This is a genomic window from Faecalibacterium prausnitzii (assembly GCF_019967995.1).
Taxonomy (GTDB): domain Bacteria; phylum Bacillota; class Clostridia; order Oscillospirales; family Ruminococcaceae; genus Faecalibacterium; species Faecalibacterium prausnitzii_E.
The window spans coordinates 938,472-952,605 of record NZ_CP065377.1; the positions used below are offsets into that span (position 1 = coordinate 938,472).

At 52.2% G+C, this 14,134-nt stretch carries 15 protein-coding genes; 9 read left to right on the forward strand and 6 right to left on the reverse strand.

Annotation, left to right across the window (positions count from 1 at the left end; all coding sequences use genetic code 11):
• Positions 1 to 245: 245 nt before the first annotated feature.
• Positions 246 to 956, forward strand: coding sequence for a hypothetical protein (locus I5P96_RS04605; protein ID WP_223383354.1), 711 nt, complete (start codon positions 246 to 248; stop codon positions 954 to 956).
• 62 nt (positions 957 to 1,018) lie between these two features.
• Here the strand turns inward: I5P96_RS04605 and I5P96_RS04610 are convergent, their stop codons facing one another.
• Positions 1,019 to 2,026: a SpoIID/LytB domain-containing protein gene (locus tag I5P96_RS04610; protein WP_223383356.1), complete on the reverse strand. Its 1,008-nt coding sequence runs from the start codon at positions 2,024 to 2,026 to the stop codon at positions 1,019 to 1,021.
• Positions 2,027 to 2,208: 182 nt separating this feature from the next.
• On the opposite strand from I5P96_RS04610, the gene I5P96_RS04615 reads away from it, so the two are divergent.
• From I5P96_RS04615 to I5P96_RS04630, 4 genes are all read left to right on the forward strand, one after another.
• Complete coding sequence (locus I5P96_RS04615) at positions 2,209 to 3,579, forward strand: citrate synthase (RefSeq protein WP_223383358.1); 1,371 nt, start codon at positions 2,209 to 2,211, stop codon at positions 3,577 to 3,579.
• Positions 3,579 to 4,364 (forward strand): hypothetical protein, encoded by a 786-nt coding sequence (locus tag I5P96_RS04620; RefSeq protein ID WP_223383360.1) that lies wholly within the window; start codon positions 3,579 to 3,581, stop codon positions 4,362 to 4,364. Before I5P96_RS04615 ends, I5P96_RS04620 begins: the two co-directional genes overlap by 1 nt.
• A 197-nt stretch (positions 4,365 to 4,561) precedes the next feature.
• Positions 4,562 to 5,593 (forward strand): type I glyceraldehyde-3-phosphate dehydrogenase, encoded by a 1,032-nt coding sequence (gene gap, locus I5P96_RS04625; protein ID WP_097791882.1) that lies wholly within the window; start codon positions 4,562 to 4,564, stop codon positions 5,591 to 5,593.
• 148 nt (positions 5,594 to 5,741) lie between these two features.
• Entirely contained in the window at positions 5,742 to 6,653 is a 912-nt protein-coding gene (locus I5P96_RS04630; protein WP_223383364.1) for a tyrosine-type recombinase/integrase, read from the forward strand.
• Between the two features lie 115 nt (positions 6,654 to 6,768).
• Here I5P96_RS04630 and I5P96_RS04635 read toward each other — a convergent pair whose 3' ends face one another.
• Complete coding sequence (locus I5P96_RS04635; RefSeq protein ID WP_223383366.1) at positions 6,769 to 7,398, reverse strand: helix-turn-helix domain-containing protein; 630 nt, start codon at positions 7,396 to 7,398, stop codon at positions 6,769 to 6,771.
• Positions 7,399 to 7,840: 442 nt separating this feature from the next.
• On the opposite strand from I5P96_RS04635, the gene I5P96_RS04640 reads away from it, so the two are divergent.
• The 4 genes from I5P96_RS04640 to I5P96_RS04655 all read left to right on the forward strand — a co-directional run bounded on the left by I5P96_RS04640 (position 7,841) and on the right by I5P96_RS04655 (position 10,856).
• Positions 7,841 to 8,164: a hypothetical protein gene (locus tag I5P96_RS04640; protein ID WP_223383367.1), complete on the forward strand. Its 324-nt coding sequence runs from the start codon at positions 7,841 to 7,843 to the stop codon at positions 8,162 to 8,164.
• A gap of 16 nt (positions 8,165 to 8,180) precedes the next feature.
• Positions 8,181 to 8,441, forward strand: a complete 261-nt coding sequence (locus I5P96_RS04645) for a hypothetical protein (RefSeq protein ID WP_223383369.1) — start codon at positions 8,181 to 8,183, stop codon at positions 8,439 to 8,441.
• A complete protein-coding gene (locus tag I5P96_RS04650; RefSeq protein WP_223383371.1) occupies positions 8,441 to 8,848 on the forward strand; it encodes a hypothetical protein in 408 nt (135 codons plus the stop codon). Before I5P96_RS04645 ends, I5P96_RS04650 begins: the two co-directional genes overlap by 1 nt.
• Positions 8,849 to 9,056: 208 nt before the next feature.
• The gene (locus tag I5P96_RS04655) at positions 9,057 to 10,856 is read left to right on the forward strand and encodes a DEAD/DEAH box helicase family protein (RefSeq protein WP_223383373.1); all 1,800 of its coding nucleotides are present in this window, start codon (positions 9,057 to 9,059) and stop codon (positions 10,854 to 10,856) included.
• Positions 10,857 to 11,922: 1,066 nt separating this feature from the next.
• On the opposite strand, the gene I5P96_RS04660 is transcribed toward I5P96_RS04655, so the two are convergent.
• The 4 genes from I5P96_RS04660 to I5P96_RS04675 form a co-directional block, all read right to left on the reverse strand.
• A complete protein-coding gene (locus I5P96_RS04660) occupies positions 11,923 to 12,282 on the reverse strand; it encodes a sporulation initiation factor Spo0A C-terminal domain-containing protein (protein WP_223383375.1) in 360 nt (119 codons plus the stop codon).
• A 988-nt stretch (positions 12,283 to 13,270) separates the two neighbouring features.
• Positions 13,271 to 13,453, reverse strand: a complete 183-nt coding sequence (locus I5P96_RS04665; protein WP_223383377.1) for a hypothetical protein — start codon at positions 13,451 to 13,453, stop codon at positions 13,271 to 13,273.
• A 14-nt stretch (positions 13,454 to 13,467) separates the two neighbouring features.
• Positions 13,468 to 13,635, reverse strand: coding sequence for a hypothetical protein (locus I5P96_RS04670; RefSeq protein ID WP_223383379.1), 168 nt, complete (start codon positions 13,633 to 13,635; stop codon positions 13,468 to 13,470).
• Positions 13,636 to 13,849: 214 nt separating this feature from the next.
• On the reverse strand, positions 13,850 to 14,050 hold the full coding sequence (locus I5P96_RS04675; protein ID WP_223383381.1) for a helix-turn-helix domain-containing protein: 201 nt from the start codon (positions 14,048 to 14,050) through the stop codon (positions 13,850 to 13,852).
• Positions 14,051 to 14,134 lie beyond the last annotated feature (84 nt).

Consider the following 14,134-nt stretch of genomic DNA (forward strand, 5'->3'; position numbering starts at 1 on the left):
TTCGGTTTCGTTGATCCTGTTTGAAAGTATACCATAATCTGCACAAAAAGAAAACGGAAAGAACCAACAGACTTTTGTACGAAAACCACAACAGACAAAAGCGCCTTTTGTGCAATCTGCTCCTGAATTGTGACCAAAGCGTGTAAAATATGAGAAAAAAGCCGAGCAACTGTTTACAAAAGAGTAACAAACTGGTATACTTTACGGCAGTGAATAACGACGCGATTCAAGGGAGATGGAACAACGTGGAAACTGCACCGCATCACGCATGGAAAAAACTGTCGGCGCTGCTCATGACGCTGGCGCTGATGATGACGCTTCTGCCTGCGGCTCTGGCTGTGGACTTAAACGTTGACGCTGGGTTCTACTTCAAGCAGAGCCGGGGCGGCACCTGCACACTGGCTTCGGCCGCGATGATGCTGCGCCGCCGCGCTTACCTCGATGGTCTGGACGGCTGGGTCGATGTGACCGAGAACAGCATCAAGAGCACGGCGTGGGCCGGTGGTCTGTCCCACAGTTTTACATACAATGCGATGCACGTTGGCTACGCCACCCTTCCTTCCGGCAAGGCGGCCAAGACCGAAGCCCTCATCCGGATCTTGCAGGAGCACCCGGAGGGCATCGTCTTATATGACCGCAGCCAGCCCCACGCGGTGCTGCTGACCGACTACACAGACGGCGTCTTCTACTGCTCAGACCCGGCGAATGGCGTCTCTGCGGGCCGCGTGCCGCTGTCCAGCGCCAGCATCTCGATCGCTGGGGCGTCCTGCTACTGGTACATCACTTCCGACGCCAACGACGACGGCGTCGGTCTGGAAGAGCTGGAGGCCGCAGTCGTGGCCGAGGAGACGGCTGCAGAGACGGCCACCGAGACCACCGTGGTGGAACAGACCCCCACAACGGAGACGACGACCCAGAGCAGCGTGTTGAGCTGGCTGGACAGTCTGTTCCAGTAAAAAATACCGAAAAACCGCCGGGTGCAGATCAGATGCACACGGCGGTTTTTTGTCGGCGCGGCTCACTGCCGCAGCTGGGTGCCGGGGAAGTAGTGGGCGAGGATCTGCGAAGCCGTCTGCCCCTGCTCGGCCAGCGCTCTGGCTCCCCACTGGCTCATCCCGACCCCGTGGCCGTAACCTCTGGTGGTGAAGAAAAAGCTGCCGTTCTGATACTGCACCGTGAAGCAGGCGCTCCGCAGGCCCAGCGTCTTCCGCAGCGCCGGGCCGGTCACGGTCTGGCCGCAGACGGGCAGGGAGGCCACGTAGCCGGAGGGAGTGAGGGAGGCATCCCCGAACCAGCCCTCCGGCGCGGAGAGGTCGGGCGTGAGGCCCAGCCCGGTCAGGAGCTGCTGCAGCTGTGCGGCAGAGAACGAGACAGTGTAGATGTAGTTGTCGGCGTTCTGGTCGGTGCTGCTGTCCACCGGGATGAGATAGGGGACGGCGGTGCCCCAGACGTTCTCGCTGGCTTCGGTCTGCCCGTTGGAGATGGCGAAATAGCTGGTCCCGGCGGGGGCATCCTCATAGTAGAGCACCTGCGTCAGGACCGAATCCACCAGAGCCGAGAGCCGGGCGTAGTTGGCCTCATAGGCCGTGCCCCAATAGCTGCGGAGAACGGCATCGGTCAGATAGCCCTGCCGCCGGGCCGGGTCGGCGGTGAGCCAGCCTGCGGCGTGGTCCTGTGCGTGGTCCCGGCAGTAGAGCACGTAGCTGTGGGCCGCGATGGCCTGGGCTTTCAGCGCCTCGTCCGGCCAGGTGATGGGCATTTCCGCCGCTACGGCCCCGATGAGGTAGTCCCGGCGGGGCACCGACACGACCGCGCCATCGCTCTGGTCGGCGATGAGGAAGGTCTCGCTGTCCCGGTCGGAGGGCGGCAGAGAGGCGGAATCGGGCGTTTCCGGTTCCGGGGCCGCGGCGGACGATGCCGGTGCCGAAGGCCCCAGCACGGTTTTGGCCAGCCGGTATCCGGCCAGCGGCAGCAGACTGCCCAGCACGAACAGCACGGCACAGAGCAGAAAAAAGGAACGTTTCATAGCAGCCCCTCCCGGACAGGCAGTTTCGTTTGGGCCAGTGTAGCAGGAACACGCGGAGAAAAAGCGCAGATTTCATCTTCTTCTTGAATTTATTTCACAAAAGCGCTATGATAGACATGTGCCATCAGCGCGGATGGCAGGGAAAGGTATAAGAAATTCGAAACAGAAAGGGGAATCTGCGCATGAACTATCAACATGCAGAAGTGGCAACGCTGGACCCGCAGACGATGCGGACACTCTGCGAAGAGTACATTGCCAACAACTACATCGACCCGGAGACCAGCGAGCGGCTGGGGGTCAAGCGCGGCCTGCGCAATCCGGATGGCACCGGTGTGCTGGCAGGCCTGACCAACGTGTGCGACGTCGTCGGCTACAAAAAGGACCAGGAGGGGCATGTCATCCCCATCCCCGGCAAGCTGATCTACCGCGGTGTCAACATCGAGGAGATCGTGGAAGAAGCCTACCGCAACGACCGCTTCGTCTTTGAGGAGGTCATCTGGCTGCTGCTGTTCGGCAGCCTGCCCACCCAGACCCAGCTGGACGATTTCTGTGCGCTGCTGGCCGAGCACCGCGCACTGCCCGATGGCTTTATGGACACCATGAACGCGCCTTCGCCCAACGTGATGAACAAGATGCAGCGCTGTGTGTTGGGCCTGTATTCCTACGATGAGCACGCCGAGGACCTGAGCCTGGAGAACATCCTGAACCAGAGCATCAACCTCATTGCAAGCATGCCCACCATGATGGTCAACGCCTACCAGATGAAGCGCCGCTATTACGATAAGCAGAGCATGTTCTTCCATCTGCCCAAGCCCGGCCAGAGCACGGCGGAGCACATCCTCAGCACCTACCGCCCGGACCAGAAGTTCACCCACGAGGAGGCCAAGCTGCTGGATATGTGCCTGCTGGTCCACGCGGACCACGGCGGCGGCAACTGCTCCACCTTCACCACCCGTGTGCTGTCCTCTTCGGGCACCGACACCTATTCGGCCATCGCGGCGGCCATCGGCGCACTGAAAGGCCCCAAGCACGGCGGTGCGAACCTGATGGTCAACCGCCAGCTGCAGGATATCCTGAAGCATGTCGAGCACCCCGACGATGACGATGAGGTCCGCGAGTATCTCCGCCGCATCCTCCGTAAGCAGGCGGGCGACGGCTCCGGCCTCATCTACGGCATGGGCCACGCGGTCTATACCATGAGCGACCCCCGCGAGGTCATCCTGAAGAACCGCGCCAGACACCTGGCCTACGAGAAAGGCTTTGAGGAAGAGTACAACATGCTGTGCAGCATCGAGCGGCTGGCCCCCGGCATCTTCGCTGAGGAAAAGGGCAGCACGAAGCCCGTCTGCGCCAACGTGGACCTGTTCAGCGGGCTGATCTACAACATGCTGGGCATCTCCGAGGACATCTACACCCCGCTGTTTGCCATTGCCCGTGTGCCGGGCTGGTGCGCCCACCGCGTGGAGGAGGTCGTCTTCGCCAACCGTATCATCCGGCCCGCCTACAAGTATCTGGGCGTGCGCCAGAAATATAAACCGATCGAGGAACGCTGATGAATCCATTACTCACACTTGTTTTTGTTGTAGGAACGGCACTGGCCCTTGGCCGGGGCCTGGATCTGGGCTTTTGGACCGACCTGGAAAGCGGCCTGTGCATCGCCGGTTCGGTCTGGCTGCGGTATGCTGCGCTGGGCATCGCGGTGCTGGTGAGCCTGTTTGCGGGCCGGAAACTGGCCTGTGAGCCGAAGAACTTGCAGGACCACTGCAAACCGTCCGGCATCGTCACGGCGATGGCAGGGGCATTCTTTACTGCCGCAGGATTTTTGCGCTTCGCCGTTGGAATGACTGGCGCAGGCTCGTTTGTTCGCGCGATACTGGAAATTCTGTGTGGCCAGTGGCTGGCCCGGCTGGCGAAGAGCTGGCTGCGGAAGGACTGGCAGCCGCCCGCAAAGAGCATGGCCTCCGGCATCTGGGGCACACTGGTGTTCTACTGGTGCGTTCTGAGCCGCTTCATGGAGAACAGCTCCAGCTGGCACCGCGTTTCACCCACGGCGCAGGTCTGGGTGCTGCTGGGAATGCTCGTCTTTCTGTCCCGTCTGGTGCGGGCGCTCTGGCTGCCCGAAACGTCGGATGGAAAAGCCCTGTGCACTTCCGGTCTGGCAGCCTTTGTCCTCGGCTTCTGCTGGGAGCTGCCCCAGACCCTGACGCTGGCGATGCCCTCACAGTTCGTCCTCACGGCGCTGCCCTCCATCTTTTTTGGTCTGGGCATGGCCTGCCTTGGGACGCTGGGCGTGTTCTGCACCGTGCGCACCGCAGGGCCTGCGGCCAGAAAGAAGTAAAGGACAGCACTCTGTTGGCTGAATTGCTGAAAACCGGCCCAGATAAGGGGCAAAAATCATACAAAAGCCAAAAAGTGAACAAACGAGTTGTTAATTTTTTAGCAGACACTTGAAACTTTTCGCGTTTTGGACTACAATAAAGATACCGTGAGATTATCCGATGAAAAGGGTAAGAACATTTAGGAGGTATTATTAACATGGCTGTTAGAGTTGCTATCAATGGTTTTGGTCGTATTGGCCGTCTGGCTTTCCGTCAGATGTTTGATGCTGAGGGTTACGAGGTCGTCGCAATCAACGACCTGACCAGCCCCAAGATGCTGGCTCACCTGCTGAAGTACGACACTGCTCAGGGTTCCTTCTGCGGCAAGATCGGCGAAGGCAAGCACACTGTCGAGGCTACCGAGGATTCCATCATCGTCGACGGCAAGGAGATCAAGATCTATGCTGTTAAGGACGCAAAGGATGCTCCCTGGGGCGAGCTGAACGTTGATGTCGTTCTGGAGTGCACCGGCTTCTACACCAGCAAGGAGAAGAGCATGGCTCACATCCAGGCTGGCGCAAAGAAGGTCGTCATCTCTGCTCCCGCAGGCAACGACCTGAAGACCATCGTCTTCTCCGTCAACGAGAAGACCCTGTCCGCTGAGGATCAGGTCATCTCCGCTGCTTCCTGCACCACCAACTGCCTGGCTCCCATGGCCGACACCCTGAACAAGACCTATCCCATCGTTTCCGGCATCATGACCACTGTTCATGCTTACACCGGCGACCAGATGATCCTGGATGGTCCTCAGCGCAAGGGCGACCTGCGCCGTGCACGTGCTGGCGCACAGAACATCGTCCCCAACAGCACCGGTGCTGCCAAGGCCATCGGCCTGGTCATCCCTGAGCTGAACGGCAAGCTGATCGGCTCTGCTCAGCGTGTGCCTGTTCCCACCGGCTCCACCACCATCCTGGTTGCTGTCGTCAAGGGCAAGGACGTCACCAAGGAGTCCATCAACGCTGCAATGAAGGCTGCTTCCTCTGAGTCCTTCGGCTACAACGAGGATCAGATCGTCTCTTCTGACGTCATCGGCATGCGTTACGGCTCTCTGTTCGACGCTACCCAGACCATGGTCGCTAAGATCGACGACGACACCTATCAGGTTCAGGTCGTGTCCTGGTACGACAACGAGAACTCCTACACCTCTCAGATGGTCCGTACCATTAAGTACTTCGCTGAGAACTGCTAATCACGCAGCTGCGTTAAAAATTGGATGATTTGTCGGCCGGAGTTTGTCTTGCTCAACTACGAACAAGCCTGATTTGGTACGACAACCATTTCTAACGATTTTTCACCCTTTCTTTTGTGGTCCGCCATGAAGGAAAGGGTGTTTTTTTATGTGTTTGAAAGATCTCCGCGATGAATTTATCTATGACTGTGAATGCCGCCATCTGGCTAAAGGCTCTGTGCGCAATTATAAGGCTGCGACCCGGTTTTTGTTGGAATATTTGGAGCTGAAGCAGATCACCGAGCTGGAAGACGTCCGTCCCCGTCACATCCGTGACCTGATGAAGGAGAAGCAGGACGCGGGCAGCACGTCCCGCTATATCAACGACCTGCTCAAGGTGTGGCGCACATGGTTCAACTATCTGGTCAATGAGGGCTATCTGGAGGAGCGGGACAATCCGGCCAAAAAGGTAAAGTGCCTCCGTCAGCCCCGGACGATCATTGATACCTTTACAGCGACTGAGATGAAGCGGATGATCCAGTTCTACGACGGCAAGGACTTTCTGGACGTGCGGAACAAGACCATCATCATGCTGCTGTTTGATACCGGGATGCGCTGCAACGAAATGATCCTGATGGAGCCGGAGGATATCAAGCAGGACTATATTTTGGTAAAGCACGGCAAGGGCAGCAAGGAACGGGTCGTGCCCAAGTCGCCCGCACTCTCCAAGCAGCTCGTCAAGTATTGCACACTCCGGGATGGTTACCTGAAGGAGCACCCTACTCGCTACAAGAACCTCTTCCCCAGCAAAAACGGCAAGCCCATGACCGATGAGGCCGTAGCACGGATATTGAAGCATGCCGCAAAAGAGGTGGGGATCTCGTCCTCGGTGCGGGTCAGTCCTCATACCTGCCGCCATACCTTCGCACAGATGCAGCTGAAGAACGGTCTGGACCTGTATAGTGTCTCCCGCCTAATGGGGCATGTCAATATCATGATCACCCAGCGCTACCTGTTGGGCATCAAGGATAAGGACATTGTGGATCGTGGCACCCAGACCAGCCCCTTGATGAACCTGTAAAAATTAAATCATACACTTCAAGAGTAGTTCCGCCGGGTGGTGGGACTGCTCTTTTTTGGTAGATGAGCATAAAAATACCCCCATTGCTCTGTGGAGAGAGAAATGGAGGGTGGAATCAATCTACGTCGGTATCCAGACTTTTAAGAAGCTCGGTAAAACTTGGCGTGGCATACTTATCGTTGAAGCTACTTGAACAGGACAGACTCATAAGCGCCTGATTCAGTTGAAAGATAGCCTTGTCGTTGGAATGCTTCAGCAGGAAGATGAACTCACGCCGCAAATCACCCTCAAACTGATGAGCCCTTATGGAAAGCAGAAGCTGTACAGCGACTTCCTGCCCAAGAGGGTTTAGCTGGTCGAATTCGCACAGGGAGTTGTATCTTTTATCGCCTGGATCAAACGGAAAATGGTCGTTCTTTTCGGTATTGCACGGGTTGTCTTCATCGGTGTTCTGCAGATTGGTAAATCCATCATCGGAGGAATGGCGCGCAAGGTATTCGTTGCGTGATGGATAATGCTCACCTAAGAGCTCAGTCATGCTGGGCACAGCGGAGCCCATTAATATTCCAACGGATACGTCCAGAGATTGTGCGATTTGCTCCAGCAGATTGAGGTCGAACCGTTCGCTGTCGCGATTCAACATGTTATATAAAGTGGTATAGGGGATATCAACCCTGCGGCTGAGTTCTTTGATGGAAATCCCCCTAGCTTCCGCAACGGCCTTAATGTTCTGGCAGACGCTCATTTTGAAACACTCCTTTCTAATAGGTATTTATATAATATCATAGAATTCTAAAACTGTCAACAATTGCAGGAGCAAAAAATTGAAAATTGGAATTTAAGACATTGTGAAATTCTCAAAATAAATATTTTTTCTCAAAAAGTCTTGACAAATGTACCTGATTGCGGTATGCTCACGACATGATATTGACAAAATTAGAATGCCTGTGCGGCTTTCCAACATTGACAATTCTTAAGAAGGGAAGAGTTCATCGTGAACAGAAATCTGGTTCCGTTCTTTGGGACGGGATAGGAAGATACTGCTGAAGCGGCCAGGAGTGGCAAGGCAGCAAAAGTGAAGGTCTGGTTGTCCTTAAGGACATAGCGTCCGGGCAGCGCCCTGCCAACAAGGGGACCTGAACATAGACTCTGGCAAAATAAACAAAAAAATTAATTCGGAGGTGTTGATGATGCTGAAAATTTGGAACGACTATTATCTGGATGCGAGCCGCGTGTGTTATACGTTGAAAAAGGCGCATACGAAGGCCGATGGCGGGGTGGAGTACAATATTTGTACTTATCATACAAGGCTGGAGGAGGCGCTGGCAGAGGCTGTAAGGCGCACGATCCGGGATGGAGTCGCCAGCGGGGAGCTGAAGGAATGGGAGCAGGTGCGTACCGAACTCCAGCGGTTGGAGAGCGAGGTACGGGGGCTGCTGCAGTCCATCTGCTCGGCGGACAAGCCTTTGACCCCGGCTCTGAAGAACGACCGAAACAACAAATGTGCATAATGCGAGGAGAACTGACATGATTGGACTTTACTTCAATGATGCGAATGTTCTGACCGAGAACCGTGAAGAGGAACAGTACGCAGAGGCGGCACTCAACAGCATTCTGGCTGGAAAAACGGCTGACACGGTGATGTGTATCCTGCCCTGCTTTTACGATGCTCCGCTGCACAAGGGGCTGCTGTACAATCTGGACGACGGTACAACGCTGCAGATCAGGCCTATTCTGAATGAGGAGGGCGAGCCGGAACTGTTCATCAGATGCGTTACAAAAGGCTGATGGAATGGCTCGATGCGCAGAAGGTCAATAACACCCCGGAGGTGCTGCATAATATGTGGGACCCAGAAGTTGCTCCGTACCCCGCCGTGGGAAAGCTGGAAAATACGATTATAAAAATGAAAAAGGAAATCAAAATGAGCTTTTTAAAAGATGTATTTCAGACCGCTGACGAGATCAAGCAGAGTCAGGAGAAGTTTAAGGATGCCGTAAATGTAAGCAATCGTCAGGCAGAGGCGCTTATTCGACCGTATTTGAGCGAAGCGCAGAACGAGATCCTATCTGAAATTCTGGAAGGGCTGGTTACGTCCGTTGCCGAGCACTCGTTCCAAATCGGCTACAGCAGCGCCATGCAGACGTTTGCAGAAGCGGCGGCAGCATTCGAGGCAAAGTCTCATGCGCAACAGTAAAACAAAAACCGCCTTACCTGCGCCAACAGGTAGAGCGGCTGTAGAGACGGGAAAAACATGTGTGTATTAAATCTCCCGCCCCTATAATAGCACAGAACAAAGCGTTTGACCAGAGCTTTTTTCTGGGGAGACGCTAACGAACCGGCGCATGGTCTGGCAAGATGGCTGGGCTGTGCGCCTTATATTTTTATAGGAGCAATATTATTTTATGACTGAAGAAACAAATGTTACCACTACACCCATGCAGCCTGTATCTCTGCCCAAAAACAAACCCAACGGTGCATTGTCTATCTTGGCGCTATTTGGGGATCTTACCGACATTGGCTTGGATCCCTGTGAAGCGTTGCCGCGCGTACCTGCTCCGATGACGAAACCGCAAGCAGCCGAACAGGAAATGATTTGGTCACTGGATGATATCCACCGGGAAGAAATGCTATTTGAACGGGCTTTACCGGCTTTGCCAGAGGACACACGCTACGTCTCACAGGCCATCGGCGACGTTATACAAAGCTGGGGAGTTGGCCGCTATGTGATCGATGCGGGTACAGGCGCGGGCAAAACAACTGCAATCATTGACTTATTGAAGAAGAATATGACGAGCTGCCCAAGATTCAATGTGGAAGATCGAAAGCGAATTCTATATCTTTGCAACCGGAAAACGCTGTGGGAGCAAATCGTCCAAGCCATTTTAGCGGATGGAGTCGAAAGAGATTTCCGAGATACAGACTTGATTAGATTGACGATGATCGAGTGTCTGAGTTTTGAGTTTGTAGAGGTGCAAACCTATCAAAAGCTCCAGAAGGACTATCAGGAAAACCCGGAGAAGACGCTGGAGCACATCAAGAACAGCTATACCTATATTGTCTGTGATGAGGCGCATTTCTTTGTGAACGACGCAAAATTCAATCATAAGACAAATCTGGCCTATCAGTGCATTGAGCAGCTGGTCCCGTGCAAAACGGTCATCTACATGAGCGCTACAATGGATCTGTTGATTCGGAAGTGGAAAGAGGAGGGCACGCTTCTTCCAGAAAACTACTACAGTATCCCCAGAAGAAAAACGTGTGCCTCAGAAATTCGATTTTATTACCGCGATGTCGAGCGCAAAGCTCTTTTGGACTCCATTCCACCGGATGAAAAAGTGATTGTTTTTGTATCGAGTCGTGCAACGCTTGAAAAAATGAAGCTGATATACGGTGATGCGGCTTCCTACTACTGCTCTGACCACAACAAGTCCGGCGCGATGGATACGCTGTATGATTGTGTCCGGCACGGAAAGCTTTTGAAGCGGATCCTTTTTACTACGACTGTCTTCTATAACGGTGTTGACATCAAAGACGAGACGGTCAAACATATTTTCATTGAGCAGTGGTTGCCCATGGAGGTGATTCAGGAGATCGGCAGAAAGCGGCCAGTGAGTGAGCAGGATATCTTTAAACTCTATCTGCGCGGCAAGGGAAAACGGGAGCTGGAGATGTGCCTTAAAGAGGCTACCTATAATCTTGAACCAGCGCTGTGTTATCGTGCAGGCGGGGAGACTTGGGAGAAGTTTTTGGCAGCTCCGGATGTAAACGAGCGAATCGGTGAGGAGTCCACTTTGTACTACGATCATCGAACAAAAGAGTACCATATCAACGAGATGAAAGAGATGTTCTTCCAGTATCAGAAAAGTGTCGCACTGAAAATGTTACAGGATGGATATCATGACGCAATTCTTAGTATGATTCGGAGCGATTTGGGTGGTCCTGTTCCAGAGTATAAGTCGGATAATGTGTCAGCCTACATTGCGGAACATCTCAATGAGCCTATGCTAAAGGATGAGCTAAAGGCAGCACTGATTCGCGTCCTAAATATTGTTCCGGCTAAAGGACGCTCTAGCCAAGAGACGATCGGCAAATTGCTTTTAAATCGAGAGCTTCAAAAATACAGGGTAGAGATTATAACAACAAGAGAAACAGCAGGGAAATGGCGGTTTAAGACAGTCTGGATGCTTGTGGAACTGAAATAATGATCGACAAAATGTGCAAAAACGCGTGCCGATACTATAGAAACTACACGAAAAATTGCACAATGTCACAAAGAAACAAAGAAGTAAGATGCGCATAAAATTCACTACACTATATAGTAAAGTGAAAAATATACGCATATCGATTATGGAAGTTTGGCTACTGATTTGAGTGGTCGGGCTTTTATTGTGGGTGATTAAGAATGGAGGCGTCTTTATTGACAAATCTATTTCTATCTGCGTGGAATGATAGCTGAGTGCTTTCGAACGTCCGAAGAATGAGGATGGGCGGAAACACTCGATTAGCATGAACACGCTAACGGAAATCTTGATGAAGCGAACCTGCGAGCTTTTTCAAGATTGGAGTTGAGGAGCGACAGCGAATGTATCACAATGATTCGATTCATCGTCAAAATATATGGTGCTTCTTCGAAAAGATCAAAATAATGTTGATTCTCAGTTTGTTGAGAAAACACGATGATGCGTCGATATTGAGAAACAAGTGAGCGTCTGCCCGGCGGATGGCGTCACAAATCGTTACGCTATCTGGATTGACACGATTGAAAAGTGCACTTGGATCAAAATGCGACATGTTATCGTTGATTAATATAAGGGCGTCTACACTGTGAACACCGTTTGATGGCCGGATTTTGGGCTGTCAGAGGGAGCCGCATGCCACGACCATCCTGCAACATGGCTCAAATTGATGCGGGTTCAAAGGATCAGTAGTCAAAGTGACTGATGAGAAGCATATTCTGTCGATGATACGATCAATAAACATTGGTCAAACTGGTAAAGGTTCAACTGTCGTCAAAATGGGGACACTTCAATAGAGCTCAGAGGAGGAGTCGGTATTTCGCAGTAGCCCTCGATTTGAGGGGTATACAAAACTCCGCATAGTACATGACGGCTTTCTATGACACTGTGTAGATTTTGACAAATAATTTTACGGTATTTCGCTTTTTTGCGATTAACTCTTACCAACCTGGTAACGGTTGAAATCGAATCAAGATACAAAAACACCCCACTGCTCGGCATAGAGTAGCGGGGTGTTGCTGTTGAAGGGCGCTTATTTCAGAATAGAAAGATCGTCATAGCGGGCGACACCATTATAGAGCAGCTCAAGCATAGCCACGGCAGAGGGGCGACCATTCAAAGGATAGCCAGCCAGTTCCTGAACGCGATCGGGGAAGAAATCCCATGCGACCTTGGATGCCCGGCGGACCGTGCTCTGGACTGCTCTGGGCCTGCGCAGAGTTTTGTCGGCAATGGGCGTGTAGATCTCTTTTTCTACGGCTCGCAGGCGGTCTTCATCTTCAGCAATCAGCGTTAGGGCTTGTGATAGAATCATGTAGGCGTTCATGTTGCGGGTGATCCCGACGTAGCGCAGTACATCATTGATACGGGCAGACAAATCGGAAGTAACCATTTTTGACACCATTCCTATTACATATATTTGAATCAGTTCCATCCTGTTCGAAATAAATGTAACGCAAAATATGCCAAACCTGGCGAAAAGCGTCCAAATGCGTCGTTAAGTGCTGAAATGTGTCGCAGCGGCACGGCGGCGGCGTGAATTGGCAGGGGTATAGTAGGGGATAGGAGAGTGGCGGCAGGGTGCTTGGCTATGGTATACAGTCTATAAAGGCGTTTGCCTTGGGCTGGGTGCTGTAGCGGCAGATTTCCATAACGCCACGCAGATTGTACATATAAAATTCACGTGTATTCATTCTATTCTTCTCACCAACTACCAACTTGGTAGTCGATGAAAGTGGGTCAAGACGTATCTACGTGTGACTTCCAACCTCATTTACCAAACGGGTAAACGAACTCAACGGATCAAGGCGCAATTTTCCGCGCTGATAGAATCACTATACACGACACTGTGCCAAACAGTACGCACCGGCAACGGCCTAAATTGGAGTGAGGTCGCTTAGACTGACCCCATCAAGAGAAAGATGTGCGCAGTTTTGAGCAGATGTAGATGGTGGACAAAAATGTTCTCTGTGCACACAAGTGGCTACGCTCAAAAATGAGCTGTCCTCCATGTTCTCCAAAGGTCGCAAATCACGACCTTATACATCTACCTTGTTTCGGGTGGTGGCATTTCCGACTTTCCCTTTTCCCCTGTAATCTGGGGAAGGATACCTTATTTTAGGGGATGCGTACTATAATTCCGTTGTATTTCACGACGCAAATGGATATGCTCAAAAGCAGTGAAAACAATAATCGAGCCGAAAATCCGACGGGGATGTGTGCTGTCTGATATTAAACGTCGCTCTTTAAGTTCACTTTCTGACTGAATACTGTATAAAATAGAAGGAGCCCTGCTACTCGTGTCTGAGCGGCAGGGCATTTGTGTTGGAGTTGGTTATTAAATTACGGCGGTTTTATGTTATGCCCCAGGACGTGCTGTGTTAGAGCTCAAAAATCTCAGTCGTGATTCTGGTCTGGTTTTCACCTAAAAGTTTACCATAAGCACGGTCAGAAATTCGTTTGAACTCTTCAGCTCGTTCTCTCGTCTGATAATTGAGTTCTTGTAGAATAGAGTTATTATCGTGGTCGATAATTTTGATGATGAACTTATTATTCTCAGCCATACCTTTTCCTTCCATCAGGCTGCAATTTCGGCGATGAAGTTCAGGATGCTGAATACCATCAACCCCAAACCGATGAGTGTAAGTATGGGGCCACAACCAATATTGCCTCCGCCGCTTTTATTGCTCATCATGCTGTACATCATATAATGGTCAAACCAATCGTGGTCACATTTGCGGCTCATAATAGCTCCTCCTGCGTTTTGAAGTGTGTTTACTTTTGCATTTTAGGTTTGCTGTACCTGAAGTCTACCAAACAATGTGTCCAATAAAGTGGATTTACAAGTGCACTTTTAAAAATGTGGAGCTTTTTTGCTGCTAGGCGCGCGAACTGATGGATGACCGCACCGTTGCAGGCAAAGAATCTCCGGTAAGGCCTCCGGTGGCGGGGCAAACCTCTCACTCAGTCAGGCCCAACAGATAATCGGTCGACATCTGATAGAATTGGGCAAGTTGGATCAGATGGGGGATTTCGGGACATTTATCGTGCTCCCATGCGTAGACTGCCCGGCGGGTCACTCCCATAGTTCGTGCAAGATCGGTCTGGGTATAGCCGTGCGTCAGGCGCAGGTACTGCAGGCGTTCTGATATAATGGTCATGGCGTTCTCCTTTATAAATAATGGGCGTCCTCTCACAGCCCAGCGAATCTCTGTCTTTACGAGTGCACTTTTAAAACCGGCACT

Excerpts from the sequence above, each read along its gene's own strand:
- gap (WP_097791882.1), top strand. The coding sequence starts at position 4,562 with ATGGCTGTTAGAGTTGCTATCAATGGTTTTGGTCGTATTGGCCGTCTG.
- I5P96_RS04610 (WP_223383356.1), bottom strand. The coding sequence starts at position 2,026 with ATGAAACGTTCCTTTTTTCTGCTCTGTGCCGTGCTGTTCGTGCTGGGC.
- I5P96_RS04640 (WP_223383367.1), top strand. The coding sequence starts at position 7,841 with ATGATGCTGAAAATTTGGAACGACTATTATCTGGATGCGAGCCGCGTG.
- I5P96_RS04620 (WP_223383360.1), top strand. The coding sequence starts at position 3,579 with ATGAATCCATTACTCACACTTGTTTTTGTTGTAGGAACGGCACTGGCC.
- I5P96_RS04675 (WP_223383381.1), bottom strand. The coding sequence starts at position 14,050 with ATGACCATTATATCAGAACGCCTGCAGTACCTGCGCCTGACGCACGGC.
- I5P96_RS04635 (WP_223383366.1), bottom strand. The coding sequence starts at position 7,398 with ATGAGCGTCTGCCAGAACATTAAGGCCGTTGCGGAAGCTAGGGGGATT.
- I5P96_RS04630 (WP_223383364.1), top strand. The coding sequence starts at position 5,742 with ATGTGTTTGAAAGATCTCCGCGATGAATTTATCTATGACTGTGAATGC.
- I5P96_RS04655 (WP_223383373.1), top strand. The coding sequence starts at position 9,057 with ATGACTGAAGAAACAAATGTTACCACTACACCCATGCAGCCTGTATCT.
- I5P96_RS04660 (WP_223383375.1), bottom strand. The coding sequence starts at position 12,282 with ATGGTTACTTCCGATTTGTCTGCCCGTATCAATGATGTACTGCGCTAC.
- I5P96_RS04645 (WP_223383369.1), top strand. The coding sequence starts at position 8,181 with ATGATTGGACTTTACTTCAATGATGCGAATGTTCTGACCGAGAACCGT.
- I5P96_RS04670 (WP_223383379.1), bottom strand. The coding sequence starts at position 13,635 with ATGAGCCGCAAATGTGACCACGATTGGTTTGACCATTATATGATGTAC.
- I5P96_RS04615 (WP_223383358.1), top strand. The coding sequence starts at position 2,209 with ATGAACTATCAACATGCAGAAGTGGCAACGCTGGACCCGCAGACGATG.
- I5P96_RS04650 (WP_223383371.1), top strand. The coding sequence starts at position 8,441 with ATGGAATGGCTCGATGCGCAGAAGGTCAATAACACCCCGGAGGTGCTG.
- I5P96_RS04665 (WP_223383377.1), bottom strand. The coding sequence starts at position 13,453 with ATGGCTGAGAATAATAAGTTCATCATCAAAATTATCGACCACGATAAT.